General features: G+C 76.3%; 16 protein-coding genes. 5 read left to right on the forward strand and 11 right to left on the reverse strand.

What is annotated here, in order from left to right:
• Positions 1-50 precede the first annotated feature (50 nt).
• Positions 51-1,403: a dicarboxylate/amino acid:cation symporter gene (locus tag ACI8AK_RS22290; RefSeq protein WP_456904216.1), complete on the reverse strand. Its 1,353-nt coding sequence runs from the start codon at positions 1,401-1,403 to the stop codon at positions 51-53.
• A gap of 222 nt (positions 1,404-1,625) precedes the next feature.
• Complete coding sequence (locus ACI8AK_RS22295) at positions 1,626-1,991, reverse strand: hypothetical protein (RefSeq protein WP_387989101.1); 366 nt, start codon at positions 1,989-1,991, stop codon at positions 1,626-1,628.
• 188 nt (positions 1,992-2,179) lie between these two features.
• Between ACI8AK_RS22295 and yidD the strand changes: the two genes are divergently transcribed.
• Positions 2,180-2,590 carry a membrane protein insertion efficiency factor YidD gene (yidD, locus tag ACI8AK_RS22300; RefSeq protein ID WP_456904213.1) on the forward strand — a complete coding sequence of 137 codons (411 nt, stop codon included), beginning with the start codon at positions 2,180-2,182 and terminating at the stop codon, positions 2,588-2,590.
• Here yidD and ACI8AK_RS22305 read toward each other — a convergent pair.
• Together ACI8AK_RS22305 and ACI8AK_RS22310 are read right to left on the reverse strand one after the other, a co-directional pair.
• Positions 2,581-3,711 carry a 5-methyltetrahydropteroyltriglutamate--homocysteine S-methyltransferase gene (locus tag ACI8AK_RS22305; RefSeq protein ID WP_456958068.1) on the reverse strand — a complete coding sequence of 377 codons (1,131 nt, stop codon included), beginning with the start codon at positions 3,709-3,711 and terminating at the stop codon, positions 2,581-2,583. The genes yidD and ACI8AK_RS22305 overlap by 10 nt on opposite strands.
• A 47-nt stretch (positions 3,712-3,758) precedes the next feature.
• Entirely contained in the window at positions 3,759-4,292 is a 534-nt protein-coding gene (locus ACI8AK_RS22310) for a DUF1353 domain-containing protein (protein WP_387989095.1), read from the reverse strand.
• A gap of 122 nt (positions 4,293-4,414) precedes the next feature.
• On the opposite strand from ACI8AK_RS22310, the gene ACI8AK_RS22315 reads away from it, so the two are divergent.
• Both ACI8AK_RS22315 and ACI8AK_RS22320 read left to right on the forward strand, forming a co-directional pair.
• Positions 4,415-5,470 carry an iron-containing redox enzyme family protein gene (locus tag ACI8AK_RS22315; protein WP_456958070.1) on the forward strand — a complete coding sequence of 352 codons (1,056 nt, stop codon included), beginning with the start codon at positions 4,415-4,417 and terminating at the stop codon, positions 5,468-5,470.
• A 121-nt stretch (positions 5,471-5,591) separates the two neighbouring features.
• Positions 5,592-5,921 carry a hypothetical protein gene (locus tag ACI8AK_RS22320; protein WP_456958072.1) on the forward strand — a complete coding sequence of 110 codons (330 nt, stop codon included), beginning with the start codon at positions 5,592-5,594 and terminating at the stop codon, positions 5,919-5,921.
• Between the two features lie 105 nt (positions 5,922-6,026).
• Here the strand turns inward: ACI8AK_RS22320 and ACI8AK_RS22325 are convergent, their stop codons facing one another.
• Positions 6,027-6,356 (reverse strand): CDGSH iron-sulfur domain-containing protein, encoded by a 330-nt coding sequence (locus ACI8AK_RS22325; RefSeq protein WP_387989089.1) that lies wholly within the window; start codon positions 6,354-6,356, stop codon positions 6,027-6,029.
• Positions 6,357-6,441: 85 nt separating this feature from the next.
• Between ACI8AK_RS22325 and ACI8AK_RS22330 the strand changes: the two genes are divergently transcribed.
• Positions 6,442-7,092: a chemotaxis protein CheB gene (locus ACI8AK_RS22330; protein ID WP_387989087.1), complete on the forward strand. Its 651-nt coding sequence runs from the start codon at positions 6,442-6,444 to the stop codon at positions 7,090-7,092.
• Between the two features lie 45 nt (positions 7,093-7,137).
• Positions 7,138-7,938, forward strand: a complete 801-nt coding sequence (locus ACI8AK_RS22335; RefSeq protein WP_456958074.1) for a Crp/Fnr family transcriptional regulator — start codon at positions 7,138-7,140, stop codon at positions 7,936-7,938.
• Here ACI8AK_RS22335 and ACI8AK_RS22340 read toward each other — a convergent pair.
• From ACI8AK_RS22340 to ACI8AK_RS22365, 6 genes are all read right to left on the reverse strand, one after another.
• Positions 7,920-11,042 carry a bifunctional [glutamine synthetase] adenylyltransferase/[glutamine synthetase]-adenylyl-L-tyrosine phosphorylase gene (locus ACI8AK_RS22340; RefSeq protein WP_387989083.1) on the reverse strand — a complete coding sequence of 1,041 codons (3,123 nt, stop codon included), beginning with the start codon at positions 11,040-11,042 and terminating at the stop codon, positions 7,920-7,922. The two genes, ACI8AK_RS22335 and ACI8AK_RS22340, sit on opposite strands and share 19 nt — an antisense overlap.
• Positions 11,043-11,046: 4 nt before the next feature.
• A complete protein-coding gene (locus ACI8AK_RS22345; protein WP_456958076.1) occupies positions 11,047-11,787 on the reverse strand; it encodes a type 1 glutamine amidotransferase in 741 nt (246 codons plus the stop codon).
• Positions 11,788-11,873: 86 nt separating this feature from the next.
• Positions 11,874-13,214, reverse strand: a complete 1,341-nt coding sequence (glnA, locus tag ACI8AK_RS22350) for a type I glutamate--ammonia ligase (protein WP_387989079.1) — start codon at positions 13,212-13,214, stop codon at positions 11,874-11,876.
• Between the two features lie 116 nt (positions 13,215-13,330).
• On the reverse strand, positions 13,331-14,554 hold the full coding sequence (locus ACI8AK_RS22355) for an NAD(P)/FAD-dependent oxidoreductase (RefSeq protein WP_456958078.1): 1,224 nt from the start codon (positions 14,552-14,554) through the stop codon (positions 13,331-13,333).
• A gap of 14 nt (positions 14,555-14,568) precedes the next feature.
• The gene (folE, locus tag ACI8AK_RS22360) at positions 14,569-15,234 is read right to left on the reverse strand and encodes a GTP cyclohydrolase I FolE (RefSeq protein WP_456958080.1); all 666 of its coding nucleotides are present in this window, start codon (positions 15,232-15,234) and stop codon (positions 14,569-14,571) included.
• 56 nt (positions 15,235-15,290) lie between these two features.
• Positions 15,291-15,968: a helix-turn-helix transcriptional regulator gene (locus tag ACI8AK_RS22365; RefSeq protein ID WP_387989073.1), complete on the reverse strand. Its 678-nt coding sequence runs from the start codon at positions 15,966-15,968 to the stop codon at positions 15,291-15,293.
• Between the last annotated feature and the right edge of the window lie 46 nt (positions 15,969-16,014).

The following is a 16,014-nucleotide window of genomic DNA, read 5'->3' on the forward strand; positions in this document are numbered from 1 at the left end:
GGCCGGGGACCCCGAGGGGTCCCCGGCCCGTCGCCGGGTGGAGCGGAGGATCAGGCGACCGCGGGCTGCCGCAGGTCGGTGTCGACGCCGCCGGTCTCCGCGGCGACCGGGGCGGACGCCCGGCCGGTGCGGAACCGCTCGAGGTCGAGGATGCCCTCGCGCCGGGCGACGATCGTCGGGACCAGCGCCTGGCCGGCGACGTTCACCGCGGTGCGGCCCATGTCGAGGATCGGGTCGATCGCCAGCAGCAGGCCGACGCCGGCCAGCGGCAGGCCCAGGGTGGACAGCGTCAGGGTCAGCATGACCACCGCGCCGGTGACGCCGGCCGTGGCGGCCGAGCCGACCACCGACACCAGCGCGATGAGCAGGTAGTCGGTGAGCGACAGGTCCACGCCGAAGAACTGCGCCACGAAGATCGCCGCCAGCGCCGGGTAGATCGCGGCGCAGCCGTCCATCTTCGTCGTCGCGCCCAGCGGGACGGCGAAGGAGGCGTAGGACCGCGGCACGCCCAGGTTCTGCTCGGTGACCCGCTCGGTCACCGGCAGGGTGCCGATCGAGGACCGGGAGACGAAGGCGAGCTGGATGGCCGGCCAGGCGCCGGCGAACCACCGCAGCGGCGAGAGGCCGTGCAGGCGCAGGAGCACCGGGTAGACGACGAACAGCACCAGCGCGAGGCCCGCGTAGACCGAGCCCGCGAAGACGCCGAGGGAGCCGAGCGAGTCCCACCCGTAGGTGGCCACGGCGTTGCCGATGAGGCCGACGGTGCCGACCGGGGCCAGCAGGATGACCCACCACAGCAGCTTCTGGACGACGGCCAGGGCGGAGCGGACCAGGCCGAGGAACGGCTCGGCCGGCTCGCCGACCTTGAGGATCGCGACGCCGATCGCGACCGACAGCACGATCAGCTGCAGGACGTTGAACGACAGGCCGACCGAGCCGTCGTCGCCCGCCGAGGCCTGCAGGCCGAGGACGTTGCCCGGCACCAGGCCGGTGAGGAAGTCCCACCAGGAGCCCGTGGTCTCGGGCGCGGCCTGGGCGGCGGCGTCGACGCTGCTGTTGCGGCCGGGCTGGGTGAGCAGGCCCAGGCCGATGCCGATGGTGACGGCGACCAGCGCGGTGATCGCGAACCACAGCAGGGTCTGCCCGGCCAGCCGGGCGGCGTTGGAGACCTGGCGGAGGTTGGCGATGCTGACGATGACCGCGGTGACGACGAGCGGCGGGACCAGGACCTTGAGCAGCGTGACGAAGGTCTGGCCGACGGTCTGGAGGGTGCTGGTGAGCCAGTTCGGCGTCCCGTCGGCGACGGGGCCGAGGTCGCGGGCCACGAGGCCGAGCGCGACGCCCACCACGAGGGCGAGGAGGACCTGCGCCGCGAACGGGACGCGGCGGAGACGTGCGAGCACTGAGGTGCCTTTCGGGGGTTCTTCGGGAGGGGACGGCGGCGCGGGCGGCGTCAACAGCCGGCGGTCGTCACCCGGCCGAAGTCGAGCTCACGGCGGCGCGTGAGTCCCCAGACGTTCTGCACGCCAGGGAGCAATGCGGATGCGGCACCGCGGCATCCCGGATGTGCGCGGACTCACCCGCCGGCGTGGACCTCGGCCCCCCGGAACCGGGCCGCTGACGCCTCAGGCGGCGTCGTCGACGGCGGGCTCGTCCTCCAGCGCCACCATGACCTCGTTGGTCTGCAGGGTGACCAGCCAGGCCAGCGCGTGGTCCTCGACCGGGCGGCCGGACACGTGGGCGATGGCGTCGAGCTGGGCGGCGACGAGCCCGCGGGCGGCCTGGTAGACGTCGGCGGCGGACACCGCCATCTCCAGCTCGTCGAGCCACAGCCGCCCGTCGGGCAGCACGCGGACGTCGGGCTGGCTGCCGACGCCGAGGTCGGCGGCCGCGCTGCCGAGGACCGACATCCCGGCACGCAGCTCGGTGAGCCGGCGGGAGCGACGGCCGGACGGGGCGGGCTGCGACGGAACGGGCTGCGACTCGGACATGCGGCTGCCTCCTGTCGGACCGGCCCCGCGGTCGTGGGGCCCGTCCCCAGGGTCGGCAACCGGAGTGCGGCACCGGACCACGCCTGGGACGGGGCGGGCGGCTGGGACGCGAGGGACGAGACGTTGCAGGCCCGACCCGTGCAGCAACCCCTTCCCGGGTCCGGCGGTGGCCTGCACGATGCCCCGCCGTGACCAGCCGCCCGGGGTGCACCCGCCGTCGCCGCCGCCGCTCCGCCCGCTCCTCCCGCAACTCCTGCGACGGCTGGGACGGCTGCTCGGAGGGCTGTGACGCGATCGGCCTGTTCACCCTGCTCTGGCTGGCCCTGCCCGCGGCACTGGTCACCCCGGCACCGGCCGGGACGCCGTGGGCGGCGCGCTGGCCCGTCCGGCTCGTCGTCGCCTACCGGGAGCGGGTCAGCCCCACCCGCCCGCCGGTGTGCCCGTTCACGCCGACCTGCTCGACCTACGGGCTCGAGGCGCTGCGGCGCCACGGCGCGCTGCGCGGGCTGTGGCTGACCCTCGACCGGCTGCGCCGCTGCCGCCCCGGCGCCGGCGGCAGCGACCCGGTGCCCCGGGCCCGGGCCCGGACTCAGGCGTAGCCCCAGACCTCCTGGGCGACCTCGACGACGAGCGCCAGCTTGGCCACCTGCTCGTCGCGGGTCAGCGCGTTGCCCTCGACGGTCGAGGAGAAGCCGCACTGCGGCGAGATCGCCAGCTGTTCCAGCGGCACGTACCGCGCGGCCTCGTCGATGCGCCGCTTGAGCGCGTCCTTCGACTCCAGCTCCGGCCGCTTCGTCGTCACCAGGCCCAGGACGACCCGCTTGCCCGGCGGGACGAACCGCAGCGGCTCGAAGCCGCCGGAGCGGGCGTCGTCGTACTCGAGGAAGAAGCCGTCGACCTCCAGGCCGCCGAACAGCGCCTCGGCGACGAAGTCGTAGCCGCCCTCGGCCACCCAGGAGGAGCGGAAGTTGCCGCGGCACATGTGGGTGGTGACCGTCAGCCCCTCCGGGCGGCCGGCCAGCGCGGCGTTGATCTGCCGGATGTAGCGCTCGTGCTGGTGCTCGGCGTCGCGGCCCTGGGCGGCGAGCTCGGCGCGCTGGGCCGGGTCGTTGAGGTAGGCCAGGCTGGTGTCGTCGAGCTGCAGGTACCGGCAGCCCAGCGCGGCGACGCCGCGCACCTGCTGCGCGTACGCCGCCGACAGGGCGTCCCAGAACGCGTCCTCGTCGGGGTAGACGGCCGGGTCGATCGCGGCCGCGCCGCCGCGGTAGTGGACCATCGACGGCGAGGGGATCGTCAGCTTCGCCGTCTGCCCCTCCCCCACCTGGGACTGCAGGTAGGCGAGGTCCGCGCCGAAGACCGGCTCGCCGATCGACAGCGGGCCGTCGACGTGCAGCCCCGCAGGGGTGAAGTCGATCGTGCCGTCGGCGTTGCGGAAGTGGACGACGATGTCCTCGCCGGTCACCTTGCTGATGCCGTCGATGGCGTAGATGAAGTCCATGTGCCACGAGGCGCGGCGGAACTCGCCGTCGGTGGCGGTGCGCAGGCCGACGTCGCCCTGCAGCCGGACGACGTCGGCGATCGCCTCGTCCTCGATCCCGCGCAGCTCGGCGTCGTTGATCTCCCTGGCGGCGTGCCGGGCGCGGGCCTCGAGCAGCGACGCGGGGCGCAGCAGGCTGCCGACGTGGTCGGCGCGGAAGGGCGGGCCGGAGGTGTCGGTCATGCCGCGAGCCTGGCGCAGGACGGCCCCGGACGCGCGCCGGCGGCGGATCAGGCCCGCGGGCGCGACCAGGGCCGGACCCCGGAGTCGCCGGACACCAGCCGCTCCGCGGCGGCGTAGACCAGGAGGGCCGGTACGGCCAGCAGCGACGGCGGCAGCACCAGCGGCGCCGCCAGCGCCGTGATCGCCAGCACGCCCGGCGCGCTGAGCAGCCAGCCGCGCCGCCGCCGCGGATCGGTCAGCGCACCCCACCGCACGCCGGTCCACATGAGCCAGCGCAGCAGCACCGGCACCCCGGCCTCCCGCATCGCCCGGCGGAAGACCCCGTCGGCCTGCCGCGCGGTGACCACGCCGGTGGCGATGCCCTCCTGGCACAGCCAGTCGTGCAGCACCGCGGCCAGCGTGTACCGCCCGGACTCCGGGACCAGCCACCGCACCGGCCGCGGCACGGACGCGAGGTCCGTGCGGAAGCCCGCCGGGACGACGAAGGTGTCGCGCTTCCCGTGGTAGGTGAGCGGCTCGACGAGCGTCCAGCCACCGGCGCCGGCGGTGCTGAGCACGCCGGCGGGCGGGTCGAAGGGCACGTCCGTACCCTCCTCCCCGCCCGCCGCGTCCGCTCGGGGGAGCGGTCGGTACCCGGGGTCGTCGGTACCGCGGCCGGGCCCACCCCTCCGCGCGGGTGCCCACGGATGTGCGACATCCCATCGTGCGCGGTGCATCGAAGTCCGCGGCGCTGGGCATGGGCCGGACCATGCGCCTGCCTCACGCCCGGGGCCCCCTGTCCGCGGCCCTCCGCGACGCCCTGCTCGCCGGGTCGGTCTCCCCCACCACCGTCGACCTCGCCCGCACCACCGCCGGGGCCGCGACCGACCCCCTGCACGACGACGACCTGCAGCTGGCGCTGGCGCTGTGCTACGAGCTGCACTACCGGGGCCTCGACGACGTCGACGACGCCCTCGAGTGGGACCCCGGGCTGATCACCCTGCGCGCGCACCTCGAGCGCCGCCACCTGGCCGCCCTGTGCGAGCTCACCGGCCCGCCCTCCCCCACCGGCGAGCCGGTCGACCGGCAGCTGACCGCGCTGATCGCCGCCGACGACGGCCCGTCGCTGTCGTCGTTCATGGCCAAGCGCGGCACCGCCGAGCAGTGGCGCGAGTACCTGACCCTGCGGTCGGTCTACCACCTCAAGGAGGCCGACCCGCACACCTTCGCCGTCCCCCGGCTGTCGGGCCGGGCCAAGGCCGCGATGGTCGAGATCCAGGCCGACGAGTACGGCGGCGGCGCGCCCGAGCGCATGCACAGCGAGCTCTTCGCCGGGATGATGCGCGACCTGGGCCTGGACGCCGGGTACGGCGCCCTGTGGGACGACGCCCCCGCCGTCGCCTTCACCTCGGTCAACACCATGTCGCTGTTCGGCCTGCACCGCCGCTGGCGCGGGGCGGCGCTGGGCCACCTGGCCTGCGTGGAGATGACCTCCTCCGAGCCCAGCCGCCGCTACTCCGCGGGGCTGCGCCGGCTCGGCCACGACGGGACGACGACCGTCTTCTACGACGAGCACGTCGAGGCCGACGCCGTCCACGAGCAGATCGCCTCGGTGGACATGTGCGGCTCCCTGGTGGCCGAGGACCCCTCGCTCCTGGGTGACGTGCTCTTCGGCGCGGCCTGCTCCCTCGCCCTCGACGGGCTGGCCGCCCGGCACCTGCTCGGCGCCTGGGAGGCCGGGCGCTCGGCGCTGTACACCCGGACCGCGCTCGCCGCCTGAGTCGCGATCCGGTCTCGGAGCCGGGTTGCGGCTCACGATCGGCTGCAGTCCGCGGCGGCGCTGCCGAACCTCTCGGCGCAGGACCCTCCGGACCCGGGGTCCCCGACCCCGGAGGACGACCATGTGGCGGCGCACCGACCCGGACCCGTCCGGCACGCCGGAGACCAGGGCGATGCCGCGGGACGTCGAGGTCCTCGAGAGGGTGGTCGAGGCCCTCACCGAGGCGTCGACGTCGATCGGCGAGGTCGAGGACCTGGCCCGGGAGACCGCGGCCGCCACGCAGCGGGTGTCGGACCGGATCGCCGGCATCCGGACCAGCAGCGACCGGGTCACCGCCGGCACCCACGCGACCAGCGAGGTCGTCGGCCGGCCCGACGCGGTGCAGGCGCGGATCACCGACGTGCTCGAGGAGCAGGTCCGGATGGCCCGCGCGGTCGGGTCGGCCGCCTGAGCCGGGGGGGGGGGGGGGGGGGGGGGGGGGGGGGGGGGGGGGGGGGCGGCCGCCCCCCCCCCCCCCCCCCCCCCCCCCCCCCCCCCCCTCCGGTCCTCCCCGCCCTCAGTCGGCCCGGCCCTCCGGCCGCCGCGCCTGGCGCAGGATCGCCGCCGCCGGCCTCGGCCGGCTCGGCGCGCTGGGGGCGGAGAAGCCCGAGCGCTTGTGGCTGCCGTCGCAGAACGGCTTGATGCCGGACTTGCCGCACCGGCACAGCGCCACCGTCGTGCGGCCCGGGTCGATCTCGGCGCCGTCCTGGTCGACCAGCCGGAAGTCGCCGCGCACGATCAGCGGGCCGTCGCGGTAGGGCGTGATGGTGGCGGCGCCCTCGGCGGGCCGGTCGTCGCCGGGCAGGTCCTCGTCGGGCAGGTCGTCCGCGGGCAGGGCTGAGCTCACCCCGACAGCGTGCCCCGCCTCCGGGTGCGGCACACCCGGGCGCGGCCGTGTGTCAGGTGCCGTACACACGCGTACGCTCGACCGCGTGCCGGGCTCGGTCCCCCTCGACGGCCAGGCGCCCTTCGGCGTCGTGGTGCTGGCTGCCTCCGCCGGTGGCGTCCGGGCGCTGCGCACCGTCCTCGGCGGCCTGCCGCGCGACTTCCCCGTCCCCGTGCTCGTGGTCCAGCACCGCGCGGCGGGGACGACCGACCTGCTGGTGCCGCTGCTGCGCGCCGTCACGGACCTCCCGGTCCGCGCGGCGGCCGCCGGTCCGCTCCGGGCCGGCGTGTCGGTGCTCCCGGCCGGCACCACCGGCCTCCTGGAGCCGGGCGGGGACCTGATCCCGGTCGAGCACCCCAACCTGGGCGCGGCCGACCGGCTGATGACCAGCGCCGCCCGCGCGTACGGCCGGCGGGTGCTGGCGGCCGTCCTCACCGGCCGGCTGGACGACGGCGCGGCCGGCGTCCGCGCGGTCCGCCGCGCCGGGGGCCGGGTGCTCGCCCAGGACCCGGCCGACGCCGAGGCGCCGGGGATGCCCAGCGCGGCCCTGGCCACGGGCTGCGTGGAGCACGTCCTGCCGCTGCGGCTGGTCGCCCCGGCGCTGGTCGCCTACGCCATGGCGCCGGGCGCCGCCGAGCTGCTCGCCGTACCGTTGCCGCCGTGGGCGCGGCTGGGCGCCGGCGCCCTGCCCGCCTGACCCCTGAGCCCGCGGAGAGCTCCACCCGGCACCGGGAGGTCCGCCGTGACTCCGCCCGACCACCCCCGCGAGGAGGCCCGCCACGCCCCGCGGCGGAGGGACACGGAGGACCCGCGGCGCAACCTGATCCTGCGGGCCCTGCCCGACGAGGAGTACGAGCGCCTGCGGCCGGCCCTGCGGCGGGTGACGCTGCAGGTCCGCGACCAGCTGTACCGCCGCGACGGCGACATCGACGCGGTCTACTTCCCCGTCGACGGCGTGCTGTCCGTCGTCGCGTCGGTCGACGGCGAGCCGGCCGTCGAGGTGGCCACCGTCGGCTACGAGGGCGTCTCCGGCCTGCCGGTGTTCCTGGGGGCGGCGACCAGCCCGCACGACTGCTTCTGCCAGGTGGCCGGCGACGCGCTGTGCCTCCCCACGGCCGACCTCCGCCGGTTCCTGTCCGACGACGGCGCCCTGCACGACCTGCTGCACCGCTACACGCAGACGATGGTGGTCCAGCTGTCGCAGAACGTCGCCTGCAACCGGCTGCACAGCACCGAGGAGCGCTGCGCCCGCTGGCTGCTGCAGACCCGCGACCGCGTCGGCGCCGACGAGTTCCAGCTCACCCAGGACTTCCTCGGCCAGATGCTCGGCGTGCGCCGGGGCACCGTCTCGCTGGTGGCCGGGCTGCTCCAGCAGGCGGGACTGATCCGGTACTCCCGGGGGCGGATCACGGTGGTCGACCCCGAGCGCCTGCACGAGGCCGCGTGCGAGTGCTACGACGTCGTGCAGGCCGAGAACCGCCGCGTCGGGCTGGTCCCCGAGCCGCCGGACGGCGCCACGACCGGTCACTCCCCCGGCGACTGACCGTAGAAGACCCGCTCGACCACGGCGCGGGCGTGCCGGGTGGTGCGCCGGTAGTCGTCGAGGAACCGGCCCGGGTCGACGTCGGGGCCGTACCCGCTGGCCCGCGCCACGCCGGCCAGCTCCAGCCCGGGCCGGGGCAGCTGGTCGCCGGGCCGGCCGCGGACGAGGAAGACGGCGTTGCGCGCCCGGCTGGCCAGCTCCCACGCGTCGCGCAGCGACCCGGCCTGCTCGACGGTCAGCAGGCCGTTCCCCGACAGCTCGGCCAGCGCCCCGACGGTCGAGGGCACCCGCAACCCGGGGACCGCCGCGGCGTGCTGCAGCTGCAGCAGCTGGACGGTCCACTCGACGTCGGCCAGGCCGCCGCGGCCGAGCTTGGTGTGGGTGGCCGGGTCGGCGCCGCGCGGCAGCCGCTCCCGCTCCACGCGCGCCTTGATCCGGCGGATCTCCGCGACCTGCTCGGGCGACAGCCCGCCCTCCGGGTAGCGCAGGGGGTCGACCAGCTCCAGGAACGCCGCGCCCAGCTCGGGGCTGCCGGCCACCGGCGCCGCGCGCAGCAGCGCCTGCACCTCCCACACCGACACCCAGCGCTCGTAGTACTCGCGGAAGGCGTCCAGGCTGCGCACCAGCGCGCCCTGCCGGCCCTCGGGGCGCAGGTCGGCGTCGACCTCGAAGGCCGGGTCGGGAGCGGGCTCGCCGAGCAGCCGGCGCAGCGTGTGCGCGACCGCGTTGGCCGCCTGGGTCGCCTTCGCCTCCTCCGCTCTGCTGTCCCCCGACCCACCATCCCCGACGGCCCTGGGGCGGTGGACGAACAGCACGTCGGCGTCGGAGCCGTAGCCCATCTCGCCGCCGCCGAGCCGGCCCATGCCGATGACGGCGAGCTCCATCGGCACGTCGGCCGGGTCGATCCCCGCCTCGCGCGCCCACGCGCGCACGGCGGCGTCGAGCCCGGCCTGCAGCGTGGCGACGGCGACGTCGGTGAGCGCCTGCCCGACCCGGACGACGTCGAGCAGGCCGAGCAGGTCGGCCGAGGCGATCCGCAGCAGCTCCTGCCGGCGCAGCCCGCGCAGCACGCCGATGCCGGCCTGCGGGTCGGCGGCGCGGGCGACGGCGGCGCGCCAGGCCCCGGCCAGCGAGGCGGCGCTCCGCGGCTCGAGCTCGTCGTCGTCGGCGAGGAGGCGCAGCGCCTCGGGGGTGCGGGTGATCAGCGCGGCCACGTACCGGCTCGACCCCAACAGCCGGGCCAGCCGCTCGGCCACCTGGCCCTCGTCGCGCAGCAGCCGCAGGTACCACTGGTTGCCGCCGAGGGCCTCGCTGACCTGGCGGTAGGCCAGCAGCCCGGCGTCGGGGTCGGCGCAGTCGGCGAGGGTCTGCAGCACCACCGGCAGCAGGTACTTCTGCATCGACGCCGACCGGGACACCCCGCCGGTGAGCGCGCCCATGTGCCGCAGCGCGCCCTGCGGGTCGGCGAAGCCGAGCGCGCGCAGCCAGTCGCCGGCGGCCTTGCTGCCCAGCTGCGCGGCCTCGGCCGGCACCCGGGCCACCGCCGACAGCAGCGGCCGGTAGAAGAGCTTCTCGTGCAGCCGGCGCACCTCGCGGGTGTGCAGCGCCATCTCCGCGCGCAGCACGTCGACGGCGGTGCCGCGGGCGTCGGGCTTGTAGCCCAGCGAGCGGGCCAGCCAGCGCAGCTGCTGCTCGTCGGTGGGCAGCAGGTGGGTGCGCCGCAGCCGCAGCAGCTGCAGCCGGTGCTCGACGGTGCGCAGGAAGCGGTAGGAGGCGATGAGGGTGTCGGCGTCGTCGCGGCCGACGTAGCCGCCGGCCCGCAGGGCGTGCAGCGCCGGCAGCGTGCCGCCGACCCGCAGCCGGGCGTCGACCCGGCCGTGCACCAGCTGCAGCAGCTGGACGGCGAACTCGACGTCGCGCAGGCCGCCGCGGCCGAGCTTGATCTCCCGGTCGGCCTGCGCCGGCGGGATGTTGTCCTCCACCCGCCGCCGCATGGCCTGCACCTCGGCGACGAAGCCGGGTCGGTCGCCGGCCTGCCACACCATCGGGAACAGCTCCTCGACGTAGCTGCGGCCGAGGTCCGGGTCGCCGGCCACCGGGCGCATCTTCAGCAGCGCCTGGAACTCCCACGTGCTCGCCCACTGCCGGTAGTAGGCGGTGTGACCGGCCATGGTGCGGACCAGGGCGCCGGCCTTGCCCTCCGGGCGCAGCGCCGCGTCGACCTCCCACGCCGCCTCGTGGCAGATCCGCATGAGCGCCGCGGCCACCCGGGTGGCGCTCTGCAGCGCCGGCGCCTCCGGGTCGGTGGGGTCGACCGGCTCGGCGACGAACACGACGTCGACGTCGCTGACGTAGTTGAGCTCGCGGCCGCCGGTCTTGCCGAGCGCGATGACCGCCAGGCGGCAGGGCGCGGCGGTGTCGGGCTGCTCCGCGACGGCGAGCGCGAGGCCGGCGGTGAGCACCGCGGCGGCGACGTCGGCGAGCTCGGCGGCGACGTCGTCGGCCGACAGCCCCTCCCCCAGGTCGCGCCCGGCCAGGCTGAGCACCGCCCGGCGGTAGGCCAGCCGGAGCGCGGCGACCCGCTGCGGCGAGGCGTCCGGCGCGGCACTGCCGAGCCGGACGCCCCACGGCGGGTCGTCGGGGTCGGCGCCGACGGCGAGCAGCATGTCCCGCTCGAGGGCGTGGGCGGCCGGGCGCACCGGGCCGTGGTCCTCGTCGTCGAGGACCGTCCAGTCGCCGGGGTGGGCGGCGAGGTGGTCGGCGAGCCCGGCGCTGGCGCCGAGCACGGCCAGCAGCCGGCTGCGCAGCGCGGCCGAGCCGCGCAGGCGGGCGAGCAGGGCGGCGGCCGCCCCGCCCGTGTCGTCGGCGGCGTCCAGGGCCTCCACCAGCCGGGCCAGCGAGCGGACAGCGAGGTCGGGGTCGCCGGCGCGGGCCAGCGCGGAGACGACCGGGCCGGCCTCGGGGTCGGCGGGCTCGTTGCGCTCGAGGTCCCACAGCCCCAGGGCCGGGTCGGACAGCAGCAGCGCGGCCCTCTCGCCGTCCTCGAAGCCGAAGCGGGCCAGCCGCACGACCGCGCGGCGGGGCACCTCCCGGGACGTGGTCACCGGCTCAGACCGCGGCGCCGCGACCCGCGCGCACGAGGTCGGCGAAGCGGGCCGCGAACGGCGCCCACACCTCCTCGAGGTCCGGGTGCACCGCGTCGGTCAGCCGGCAGAGCGTCTCGCGGTCGTACGGGCTCGCCGCGACGCCGACGGTGTCCCGGTCGGCCCACTCGCGGACGATCTCCGGCGTCGTCTCGACGTGGAACTGCAGCCCGTAGACGCGCCGGCCCACCCGGAAGGCCTGGTTCGCGTACACGGGGCTGCTCGCCAGCAGGGTGGCGCCGGAGGGCAGCTCGCTGATCTCGTCGTGGTGGAACTGGATGACGTCGGGCGAGAGCGGGAGCGGGCCGAACACCGGGTCCCCGGCCGCGGCGTCCCGCTTGGCCACGAGCGACGCCCCGACCTCCGGACCCTCGATGCCCTCGCGCACCCGCCCGCCGCCGGCCTGCGCCAGCAGCTGGGCGCCCAGGCAGACGGCCAGCGTCGGGGCGTCGTCGGCGAGCGCGCGGGCCAGCAGGTCGCGGACCGGGCCCAGGCCGCTGGTGGCGTCGTCGCCGAGGCTGGACTGCGGGCCGCCGGTGACCAGCAGCCCGTCGAAGCCGGTCAGGTCGGTCGGGACCTCGTCGCCGGCGTCGAGGTGCCGCTCGTCGAGCTCCAGGCCGGCCGCGCGCAGCCAGTCCCCCAGCCGGGCCGGCGGGGCGGTGTCGCTGGGGACGACGACGAGGAGGCGGGCGGGGGTCTCCGGCACGGTGCCGAGGTTAGTGGAAGGACCTCGTCGCCCCCCGCGCCCCGCAGGCTCGGCACGGGCCCCTGCGACGAGGCCGTTCCACACCCTCAGAGGCCGGGGAGGTAGCGCTTGAGCTCGAAGGGCGTCACGTTCTGCCGGTAGGAGTTGAACTCCTCCCACTTGTTGCGCAGGAAGAACTCGAAGACGTGCTCGCCGAGGGTCTCCGCGACCAGCTCGCTGCCCTGCATCGCGGTCAGCGCCTCGCCCAGGGAGACCGGCAGGTCCTCGTAGCCGGCGGCGCGGCGCTCGGTGTCGGTGAGCGACCAGACGTCGTCCTCGGCCTCCGGCGGCAGCTCGTAGCCCTTCTCGATGCCGCGCAGCCCGGCGGCCAGCAGCACCGCGAAGGTCAGGTACGGGTTGCACGCGGAGTCCGGCGAGCGGACCTCGACCCGCGCCGACTGGCCCTTGTTCGGCTTGTAGGAGGGCAGCCGCACCAGCGCCGAGCGGTTCGCCCGGCCCCACGTGGCCGCCGTCGGCGCCTCGGTGCCGGCCAGCAGCCGCCGGTAGGAGTTCACCGTCTGGTTGGTGACGGCGGTGAACTCGCGGGCGTGGGTGAGCAGGCCGGCGATGAACTGGCGCCCGGTGGCCGACAGCCGGATCGGGTCCGAGGGGTCGTGGAAGGCGTTGCGGTCGCCCTCGAACAGCGACACGTGGGTGTGCATCGCCGAGCCGGCCAGGTCGGTGAACGGCTTGGGCATGAACGTCGCGTGCACGCCCTGGGCCAGGGCCACCTCCCGGACGACGTGCCGCAGCGTCATCACGTTGTCGGCCATCGACAGCGCGTCGGCGTAGCGCAGGTCGATCTCCTGCTGGCCGGGCGCGACCTCGTGGTGGCTGAACTCCACCGAGATGCCCATCGCCTCGAGCGCGAAGACGGCCTCGCGGCGGAAGTCGTGCGCCACGTTGTGCGTGGACAGGTCGAAGTAGCCGCCGGTGTCGGCGGGCTCCGGCGGCCGCCCGTCGGTGGGCAGGTCCTTGAGCAGGAAGAACTCGACCTCGGGGTGGGTGTAGAAGGTGAACCCCATGTCGGCGGCCTTCGACAGCGCCCGGCGCAGCACGTGCCGCGGGTCGGCCCACGACGGTGACCCGTCGGGCAGCGTGATGTCGCAGAACATCCGCGCGGTGTCGCTGGGCTGGCCCTTGCTCGCGGGCATCACCTGGAAGGTGCCGGGGTCGGGCTTGGCGAGCATGTCCGACTCGTAGACGCGCGCGAAGCCCTCGATCGCCGAGCCGTCGAAGCCGATCCCTTCGGCGAACGCCGCCTCGATCTCGGCCGGCGCCACGGCGACCGCCTTGAGGTAGCCCGAGACGTCGGTGAACCACAGCCGCACGAAGCGGATGTCGCGTTCCTCCAGGGTGCGCAGGACGAACTCCTGCTGCCGGTCCATGCTGGCCATGATCGGGTCCGCTCGTTTCGTCGCCGTGTCGTCCGTGCACAGCCTGCCCGGTCCCGGCGCCGGGCACACCGGTGGGGCGCCCCGTGTCGCCCCGCCCGGTGGGCCGGTCAGACGACGAGCGACTCCAGGGGCGCGTCCGGGTCGGCGAGTGCGGCCGCCGGCACCCGCTGACGGCTGCGGACCAGCGCCTGGAGGGGCGCCGTGACGTCCCGGACGTCCACGCTCATCGCCGCGGTGACGCGGCCGTCCGAGGTCCAGAAGGTGATGAACCCGCCGTCCTCCGGGTCGCCGCGGCAGACCACCGTGTCCCCGGGCGCACCCAGCCCGGAGTACTCCATCCCCAGGTCGTACTGGTCGGTGAAGAAGTAGGGCACGCGGTCGTACCGGACGTCCTGCCCGAGCATGGAGCGCGCGGCGGCCGGGCCGCCGTGCAGCGCGTTGGCCCAGTGCTCCACGCGGAGGTGCCGGCCGTAGGAGGGGTGGAACGACGCCGCGACGTCGCCGGCGGCGAACACGCCGGGCGCGGAGGTCCGCAGGGCGTGGTCGGTGACCACCCCGTTGTCGACCTCGAGGCCCGCGGACGCCGCCGGCTGCGTGTTCGGCACGGCGCCGATGCCGACGACGACCAGGTCCGCGCTCAGCCCCACGTCCCGGTCGGTCACCACCGCGGTGACCCGCCCGCCGGCTCCACGGATCTCGCGCACGGTCGTCCCGGTGAGCAGGTCGACACCGTGGCGCCGGTGCAGGCGGGCGAAGACCTCCCCCATCCGCGGGCCCAGCACGGCGTACAGGGGCGTGGGCTGCGGCTCGACGACGGTCACCTCGTTGCCGTGGGAGCGGGCGGCGGCCGCCACCTCGAGCCCGATCCACCCGCCGCCCACGACCACGAGCTGCCGGCCGCCGCCCGTGAGGTCGGCGCGCAGCCGGTCGGCGTCGGCGAGCGTGCGCAGGTACCGGACGCCGTCGAGCTCGGCGCCGGGCACGGGCAGCCGCCGGGCCGAGCACCCGGTGGCCAGCAGCAGCCGTGACCAGGCGAGCTCCTCGCCGGTGTCCAGGGTCAGCCGGTGCGCGCCCGGGTCGAGCCCGACCGCGCGCACGCCCAGCCGCAGGTCGACGTCGTGCTCGCCGTACCAGCCGGGGTCCAGCACCTGCGCCGCCTCGCGGGGGGCGGTGCCGAGCAGGTATCCCTTGGACAGCGGCGGGCGCTCGTAGGGGACCTCGGGCTCGCCCGCGACGACCACGAGCGGCCCGTCGAAGCCCTCGGCGCGCAGGGTCTCCGTCGCCTCGGCGCCGGCGAGGCCGCCGCCGACGACCACCAGGGGAGCGTCCACGGATCCGACTCCCCTCAGGCGGCCGTGCCGGTGGGCGCGGTACCGGCCAGCGCGAGGAACTCCTGCCGCGACCGGGCGTCCTCGCGCAGCACGCCGTGGAGGGCGGAGGTGACCGTGCGGGACCCGGTGGCGCGCACCCCGCGCAGCGTCATGCACTGGTGCTCCGCCGTGATGACCACCCCCACGCCGCGGGGCGCGAGGTGGTCCCGCAGCCAGTCGGCGACCTGCCGGGTCAGCCGCTCCTGGACCTGCAGGTCCCGGGCGAAGGACTCGAGCACCCGGGCCAGCTTGGACAGGCCGAGGATGCGCTCGCCCGGCAGGTAGCCGATCGCGGCGACGCCGGTGAACGGCAGCAGGTGGTGCTCGCACAGCGACTGGACGGGGATGCCGGTGGCGACGACCAGCTCGTCGTACCCGCCGTCGTTGGGGAAGGTGGTCAGCTCGAACGGCCGTCCGGTGAGCAGTTCGGCGAGGGTGTCGGCGACCCGGCGCGGGGTGTCGGCCAGGCGCGGGTCGGCGGGGTCCCTGCCCAGCGCCCGCAGGAGCTGGGCGACCGCCCGCTCGGCCGCGGGCAGGTCCACCGCCCCGGTCTCGCGGACGAAGCGGAGGGCCCGGCGGGAGCCGGGGACCGCGGGCTCGGCGACGGGGGCGCCGGTGCGTCGGATCGCGTGGGTGGTCATGGGACCTCCTCTAAAACCAACGATGGCTGGCAGTAGAGACCCGGACCCGCGGTCTGTCAACCGTCGCGCGCGCCGTCCAGCCGCACGCAGCACGCGCCGTCCTCCGGCTGCAGACGGGCGGCCAGCCCGCTGGGTTCCGCGGCGTCGAGCACGCCCTCGACCAGCCGCAGGTTCATGCCGCAGACCAGCTCGGTGTGGGCGCGGGCGAGGGTGTGGAACGGGCAGTTCCGGAGGGTGACGGCGTCCCCGGCGACCCGCGGTTCGTAGCCGTGCGCCTCCAGCACCCGGAGGACGGCGTCCCGCCCCCGGGCCCCGTCGGCGGCGGCGAGCTCCCGCCCGCGGTCGTGCGCCCGCCGGCCGAGGACGGCCGCGGGCCGCTCGCCCGACGCCTCGGCCTCGGTCAGGGCCGCGGCGAGCAGCTCGCCGGCCAGGTCGTAGTGGCGCTCCGGCAGCGAGACGGCCACCGGGTCCCCCGACCGCCGGTAGAGCTTCGCCGGGCGGCCGGCGCCCGGGCCGGTGCGCCCGGAGCGCCGCTCGAAGTGCACGTCGAGCAGCCCGTCGGCCACGAGCCGGTCGAGGTGGAAGGCGACCGTCGCCCGGGGGACGCCCAGGGCGGCGGCCACCTCGTCCCGGCCGACCGGCTCCGCCTGGCGGACGACGTGGTCGTACAGCCGGCGGCGGGTGGGCTCGGCCAGCGCGGCGACGGCGGCGACCTGGGCCGCACGGTGGTCCACCCGGCCACTCTAGAAGCAACGATCGTTCGTCGAACAGTTCCACGGG

The sequence above is a fragment of the Geodermatophilus sp. SYSU D00867 genome (assembly GCF_054050315.1).